This is a genomic window from Microbulbifer okhotskensis (assembly GCF_023895975.1).
GTDB lineage: Bacteria > Pseudomonadota > Gammaproteobacteria > Pseudomonadales > Cellvibrionaceae > Microbulbifer > Microbulbifer okhotskensis.
In genome coordinates this window covers 1-6,835 of sequence record NZ_JALBWM010000153.1, presented here as the reverse complement: position 1 = coordinate 6,835, position 6,835 = coordinate 1, and the positions used below count along the sequence as shown (strand labels likewise).

At 49.2% G+C, this 6,835-nt stretch carries 5 protein-coding genes; 3 read left to right on the top strand and 2 right to left on the bottom strand.

Annotated elements, in window-relative coordinates:
- The first annotated feature begins 526 nt into the window (after positions 1-526).
- On the top strand, positions 527-3,208 hold the full coding sequence (locus MO867_RS19810) for a discoidin domain-containing protein (RefSeq protein WP_252472333.1): 2,682 nt from the start codon (positions 527-529) through the stop codon (positions 3,206-3,208).
- Between the two features lie 145 nt (positions 3,209-3,353).
- Here MO867_RS19810 and MO867_RS19805 read toward each other — a convergent pair whose 3' ends face one another.
- Entirely contained in the window at positions 3,354-3,791 is a 438-nt protein-coding gene (locus MO867_RS19805) for a GNAT family N-acetyltransferase (protein ID WP_252472331.1), read from the bottom strand.
- Between the two features lie 26 nt (positions 3,792-3,817).
- Here MO867_RS19805 and MO867_RS19800 point away from each other — a divergent pair, with 26 nt between their 5' ends.
- Positions 3,818-4,420, top strand: a complete 603-nt coding sequence (locus tag MO867_RS19800; RefSeq protein WP_252472329.1) for a tRNA-uridine aminocarboxypropyltransferase — start codon at positions 3,818-3,820, stop codon at positions 4,418-4,420.
- A 105-nt stretch (positions 4,421-4,525) separates the two neighbouring features.
- Here the strand turns inward: MO867_RS19800 and MO867_RS19795 are convergent, their stop codons facing one another.
- Complete coding sequence (locus tag MO867_RS19795; protein WP_252472327.1) at positions 4,526-5,521, bottom strand: LLM class flavin-dependent oxidoreductase; 996 nt, start codon at positions 5,519-5,521, stop codon at positions 4,526-4,528.
- 291 nt (positions 5,522-5,812) lie between these two features.
- On the opposite strand from MO867_RS19795, the gene MO867_RS19790 reads away from it, so the two are divergent.
- Entirely contained in the window at positions 5,813-6,331 is a 519-nt protein-coding gene (locus tag MO867_RS19790) for a MerR family transcriptional regulator (protein ID WP_252472325.1), read from the top strand.
- The last annotated feature ends 504 nt before the right edge of the window (positions 6,332-6,835 follow it).

The following is a 6,835-nucleotide window of genomic DNA, read 5'->3' as shown; positions in this document are numbered from 1 at the left end:
CTGGCCGTGGTTCCTACCTATTTCGCCCCCTAAAACTGTCCGAAGTATTGCAATATCAAAAGCTGGCGTATATCACCAAAAATATTGTCAACTTTAGCCCCCCTCTGAACAATCTCACAAAAAATAAATACAACCATCAAATTTATACCGTCAGATATGGAATCTGATTTTTGACCAAGCAAAGGGGGCAAACTTCAACAAAGTGTTCACAGACATTAAAATATTTATACAAACAAACAGAGGAAAAAAATCATTGTTTTTTTGTAAAAAAATTACAGGGGATTGTTTACCTGCCTTATGCGGCAAGCAGGACCACAACCGCGATGAAAGGCCTAGATTCACTTTCCAGTAGAACAATCGTTTTGCTAGGCTTTGCCCGTGGCAATTGCCTGTTTTTTTGAGGGGAATTTAAGCAATATATAATGTGATACCCAATACCTTTTATTTTTTCAGGCAATAGTTTAGGTGCCACAAGATCACAGTCAAATCATTATTACTTATAAATAATTAACAAAGAACAACAATTATGACCCTTAAAAAATCAGCGATAGCCGCCGCTATTGTAGGCACCTTTGTGTCCTCAATAGCCAACTCAAAAACCCTCACCTGGGAAGATACTTTTGATGGCAACAGTATCGACACGTCAGTCTGGACTTACGATGTCGGTAATTCAGGTTGGGGTAACAATGAGCTGCAAAACTATACCGACGACAGCGATAACGCCTACGTAGAAGACGGCAATCTGGTTATCCAGGCCCTGAAAAATGTGGATGGCAGTTTTAGTTCCGCGCGCCTGAAATCCCACGGGCGCCTGTCCTATAAATACGGCACTATTGAGGCCCGTATCAAACTACCGGATATGGATGCAGGGCTCTGGCCAGCCTTTTGGCAGCTCGGGGGTGATTACGGTCAAGTGGGTTGGCCAGCCTGTGGTGAACTGGATATTCTCGAAGCGGGCATGGCCGAAGCATTGGAAGCCGGCGTGGTAAATTCTGAAATCTCCGGTGCTTTTCACTGGTGGCATGAATCTGATGATTACACCGGTCAAGCAGATTACGCACAGTCCCAAAATCTCGTTGAAGACTTCGGTTCCAGCACCAATCTCACCGAGGATTACCATACTTTTGGTATGACCTGGACACCCGACAGCATCATTATGTGGGTGGACGACGAAGCTAATGAAATTGTCAGCATCGGCACCGACGATCCCGCCTTCGATGAATTCCAGCAGCAGCACTTTTTAATTCTCAATCTAGCCGTCGGTGGCATCTTCCCGCAGATCTATGACAACAGCGAAATTACCGCCCCCATGCCGGCGAAGATGTACGTTGACTATGTACGCATCTATGACAACGATGACAGTAGCTACAGTACTGAACTCTCGGTAGCTGCCGATACCGCAAAAAGCGGTAACCTGGGCATTTACGGCGATAGTGATGAAATTTCTGAGCTCCTCACCTTTGGCACCGACACCGAACTCTACGTTTGGAACAATATGGTAAGCCAAACAAGCCTCGATGATGGTGATGCACTGGAATTCGCAGTAGCTACCGGTGAATGGTTCGGCATGGGTGTGTGGATGCACTACGACCTGAATTTGATGAATTATCAAAACGGTCACCTAAATTTCCTTATGAAAACCACCACCGAGGAGTCCATCGGGATTGGCATCGCCAGCACCAGCGGCGGGGAATCCTGGATAGACCTGAGCACTGAAGGTAACAGCTTTGGCCTTGAACGCGACGGCCAATGGCATCAAGTGAGCATCCCACTGAGCAAATTTGGACTGGATTTTAACACCATCAACCAAGCCCTGATGGTGCGCGGCAATGCGCCAACGGCAGACTTTACCCTCGCCCTTGACGATATCTACTTCAGTGAAAGTGGCGCTAAAACGGCACCTGCAACGAGTTTCTCCCTGTATACGGAAACCACCGATACTGACTCCACCTTTGAACTGGGAGCTGACGGTAACCTGTATATCTGGGGTGACACCCTCGCTGAAACCGCCTCATCGCCTTATGAGGGTTCAGAATCCCTCGCCTATACCTCCGCTGGAGCCGGCTGGTTTGGCATGGCCTTTAGCCCCGACTCTTATTACGACTTATCGGCTTTTGATAACGATACCGCCACACTCAATTTCGCCCTCAAAACCAGCTCCACAACCGCCTTCAAAATCGGCATGAAAAGCGGCAGCATCGACGATGTTGAACAGAAATGGATCGACTTCACCAATGGTGTCGACCCCTACGACTTCGCCCGTGACGGCCAGTGGCACCAAGTTTCCATACCGGTCACTGACTTTAGTGACGAAGTGGACATGTCTAATGTTATCCAGCTATTCGAACTGCTGGGCGTAGATGGAGAAATCAGTGATATTGAAATTGACGATATCTATTTTTCTGGAGGTAGCGGCAGCGATGATGGCTCTGACGACGGCAGCGATACAGGCAGCCGGGATCTGATCGCCCAAGCCACGGTCACTACCAGCAATGAAATCCAATCCATCGACAATGCTATCGACGGTAACCGCAGCACTCGCTGGGAAAGTGCACATGGCGGCGACTCAGCCTGGATTTTGCTGGATCTGGGAAAAGCAGAGGCCCTCAATACCCTCTCCATCGACTGGGAGGCCGCCAATGCCGCAGCCTACACGGTGCAAGGCAGCAACAACTCTACCAGCTGGACCACACTGGCCAGCTTCAACGGCGGAAATGCGGGTGAGCGAACTGACGAATACGCACTGAGTGGCGACTACCGCTATGTGCGCCTGTACTTTACCAAGCGCAGCACGGTTTATGGTTACTCCATTTGGGAACTGAACCTGACCGGCGGCAGCGGACAAGACTCCAATATTTCCGCAACTTCTGAATTGCAGAGTGCCGACCTGGCCATTGATGGCGACAGCAGCACCCGCTGGGAAAGTGTGCATGGCCTGGACAATGTCAGCCTCACCTATGACTTGGGCGCACAGCAAGCCATCGGCACGGTCAGCATCGACTGGGAAGCGGCCAATGCCGCCACCTACAGCCTGCTGGCCAGTACCGACGGCGCCCAATGGACCAACATCCAATCCTTCTCGGGCATGAGTGCCGGTGATCGCAAGGACCTGATCAGCGTAGAGGGAAACTACCGCTACCTGAAGGTTGACTGCACAGAGCGCAGCACTGCCTATGGATACTCAATCTGGGAAATCGACACCTTCTAAATAGATCGGGGCACCTTCAGGACGATGGGTGCCCCACTGGCTGCCAATATTTAGAAAAAGGAAGAACTTCCAACTTCATAGAAATAAACAAGCAGCTAAGCCACATTGTGCCAAAGGGACTCTGTGAAATAGATATCCGACAGATCTAGCAGCGGTACACCATCGCCAAAATATCGCGTCCCTGGTTCAAATAACTACGGTACAAGTCTCCGACAGGCTCAGCCAACGCATCGGCAGTCACCCGCTCATACCCCAGCGATAAGTAGAAAGGTGCCAAGTGAATATAGGGAAACGTATAGGTATCCCGATCAAAGCGCTCGACCAGCACTGTCAGTAACTGCCGTGCCACTCCCAACCCTTGGTGCTCCGGAGCCACCGCCACCCCCGCCAATAACTTAAAGGCTTGATACCTTCTCAGATAACCGCAAGCGACCACTTGACCCCACTCACTACGCACTACCGCACAGTCTTCATACCGCTTGGCTTTGCCACGAAAACCGTGCATACGATAGAATTTGTTCGCCAGCGGAATCTCTATATCCGCCAGCCATTGAACAGCATAAGAAGGCTGCGCCTTTGCCATATACTTGCCTGCACCCTGTAGAAAAAATGCCCAGAGAAACCTGTAATACCTGCCTGCGCCCACCCAACGTTTGCTATTGCAGCTCACTGGTGAACCTGGCCAACTCCCTGAAGGTGGTGATCATACAGCACCCTCAAGAAGTGAAGCACCCGTTCAATACTGGACGTATGGCACACCTGTGCCTGAACAACAGTGAGATGATGACCGCGGAAACCCTCGCCGGCGATCAGCTGAATAGCCTGCTCAACATTCCCTCAGCCCTGCTCTACCCCTCGCTGGAATGGCTACCCGACAGTATCGAATTCAACAGCGGCCTCTCCAGCGAGAGCAACCAGCCACCGAATATTCAGCAGCTGATCGTGATCGATGCCACCTGGAAAAAATCCAAAAAAATTCTTCACCTGAATCCCCCGCTGCAAAAGCTCCCCCGGGTTAATTTCAATGGCGGCCTTGAATCCCGGTATAGCATTCGTAAAACCTCAATAGCCGATGGTTTGTCGACCATAGAAAGTATCGCCAAGGCAATGGTACTGCTCGAAAAAAACAGTGATTTTTTTAGGCTGCTTAAGCCCTTTGAAAGGATGATTAGCCTACAACAACAAAGCTACACCACAGAATCGCTGCTTTAAACTAATATTCTGTGCTAGTAGCTCGGCCGCATATCTGGCGAAGCTCCAGCAGGGTAGTAAAACCTGAGCTGGAAAAGGGCGACTTTCAACCGCCCTTGCAAACGATTAAATCCGGCTACCAGCCCCCAATAATTTGAGACTGGCCAGCGCCCTGCCCCAATCCAAGCCACCAAAGCGATTTATAAAAGCCAAATGTTGCACGCCAGCGTCACGATAGCGGGCCACCATCCTATCAACCTCTTTCTCAGTGCCAAAAAGACCGGTGCCGCGATCGCGCATCGCATTAAATATTCCAGTGGCATCCGAGATATGGGTTCCTGAAAGATAAGACAGGATGCGCGCGAGCGCTACGAGAACAGATTCCCTGACTTCAGCCTCGTTTTCCCCCACCTGAGTAAAAACAGTAACCACGGCCTCTGCATGGTGGCTGTCGACCCCCCCATCGAGCAACCCCCGCTGATGCTGGCCTACTCGCAAAGCAATATCATCAATACTCTCCGTCGAGGGTGCCACAATTGTAATCAGACCATGACCGGCCTTACCAATGTTATAAATCCTCTCTGGATTATTACTGGCAATATAAACTGGCGGCCTGGGTGCTTGCACTGGGCAGATATTCAGAGACTCCACACCGGAAGTGCCTGCAGCCGCCTTACCCCAGCGCAGAAATAATTCATCCAGAGACTGCTCAAATCGCTCTTCGCGGCCCCCGAAATCACACCCCATCCCCTGGGATTCAAGCAACTGCCCGCCTGTACCCACGCCCATATTCAGGCGCCCAGCCGACAGGAGATCCACCATGGCATAGTCCTCAGCCACCTGAACAGGATGTCGCAACGGCAGGATTGAAACCCCGGAACCCAGGCGAATATTCTCAGTCACCTGAGACAGAGCGGACAGCAAAACAGCTGGGTTGGGAATATGACCCAAATGCTGAAAGTGATGCTCAGCACACCAGACTGCATCGAATCCCATGGCCTCAGATAACACCGTATGCTCTATACAGCGCCTCATCAACTCAGATGAATTTTCCTCGACCTCCGGGTGGTAATCCAAAAGCCAGAACAATGATTTCTTAATATTTCGATTTAAAAGGCCCATGTCAATAAGTATCTCCAGCTCAGTAGGAAAGCCAGTGACCTTGCACCCTAAACCTATAGACGAGTCAAACAGGAAATAATGTCTGGAGGCTCGAACGGCCCGAATGCGAAATAACCTCCCGGTCGACGAGAATATCGACCCGATTGGTCCAATTGCCATAGAGCGCGAATAAAACGGACTTTACACTTCCGATAGCCCTGCGTGGATATCGCACCCAAAGCTTGACCCGACTATAGGTTCAGGGTTGATCATAGAGAAATCCGCCAAGTTAGCGCATAAGCTGGAGCCTGTATGTTGACTGTCACCGAACTGGCCAGACGCTGCCATGTCTCCAGGGCAACCATTCTCTACTACGAGCGCACAGGGATACTCTCTCCAACACAACGCTCAGAGAATGGCTATCGCTGGTACGGCGATGAGGAGATAAGAAAACTGGAAGCCATAGTAGCCTACCGGTCCTATGGATTGTCACTCGACAATATCAAAGGGTTACTGGATAGACATAAAAACTCCTCCCAATCGAGTATTTTGAAAGATCATTTCTACCAGCTTGAGGGCGAAATACACAAACTCAAAGAGCAACAAAAAGCCATTGTCGCGCTCTTGCAGGAACCCAGCCTGTTAGACGGACAAATGATGACTAAAAATCGATGGATCGCAATAATGGAAGCAGCTGGATTTGACCAGGCTTCAATGTTCGCCTGGCACCACAAATTTGAACAAATGGAACCGGAACAGCATCAAAAATTTCTTGAGTCACTAGGTATGGAATCGGAAGAGATTCGAAAGACCAGAACTCTAAAACCTTAACCTGAATAACCAGTAGATTGTTGATAAAGGCTTTCTGTGGTGACATTCAACTAGCTGTCTGATAAACCCTCACAACAAATAAAGTATTGACAGGCATTTTATAAGGCCAACTCAATAAGAAAACCCCTGATCACAAAGGCATTAATATTGAACTTCTTCGCCGAGGAATAATAAATTAGACATTCCCTGATAAATCAGCACACACATGAAAGCTGACAATGAGTAACGGATAAGAGAACGATATCGGTCACCATCAATCCTGGATTGTAACCTCAACCCAAATGCCAAACCTAAATAGGCAACAACGGTAATCATTGACAGTGGAATATGCTCCAAATCATCAAAGGACAAATATATGGAGAACACAGCAAGCTGCATTATTTTACCGATCAGAAAACGTAACTATTCAGCACTAAATACAAAGTTCCCCCAAAAATATATTCATGAGACAACAATACTTCGGACAGTTTTAAGAGGTGAAATGGGTAGGAACCATGGACATGT

Excerpts from the sequence above, each read along its gene's own strand:
- MO867_RS19810 (WP_252472333.1), top strand. The coding sequence starts at position 527 with ATGACCCTTAAAAAATCAGCGATAGCCGCCGCTATTGTAGGCACCTTT.
- MO867_RS19805 (WP_252472331.1), bottom strand. The coding sequence starts at position 3,791 with ATGGCAAAGGCGCAGCCTTCTTATGCTGTTCAATGGCTGGCGGATATA.
- MO867_RS19800 (WP_252472329.1), top strand. The coding sequence starts at position 3,818 with ATGCCCAGAGAAACCTGTAATACCTGCCTGCGCCCACCCAACGTTTGC.
- MO867_RS19795 (WP_252472327.1), bottom strand. The coding sequence starts at position 5,521 with ATGGGCCTTTTAAATCGAAATATTAAGAAATCATTGTTCTGGCTTTTG.
- MO867_RS19790 (WP_252472325.1), top strand. The coding sequence starts at position 5,813 with ATGTTGACTGTCACCGAACTGGCCAGACGCTGCCATGTCTCCAGGGCA.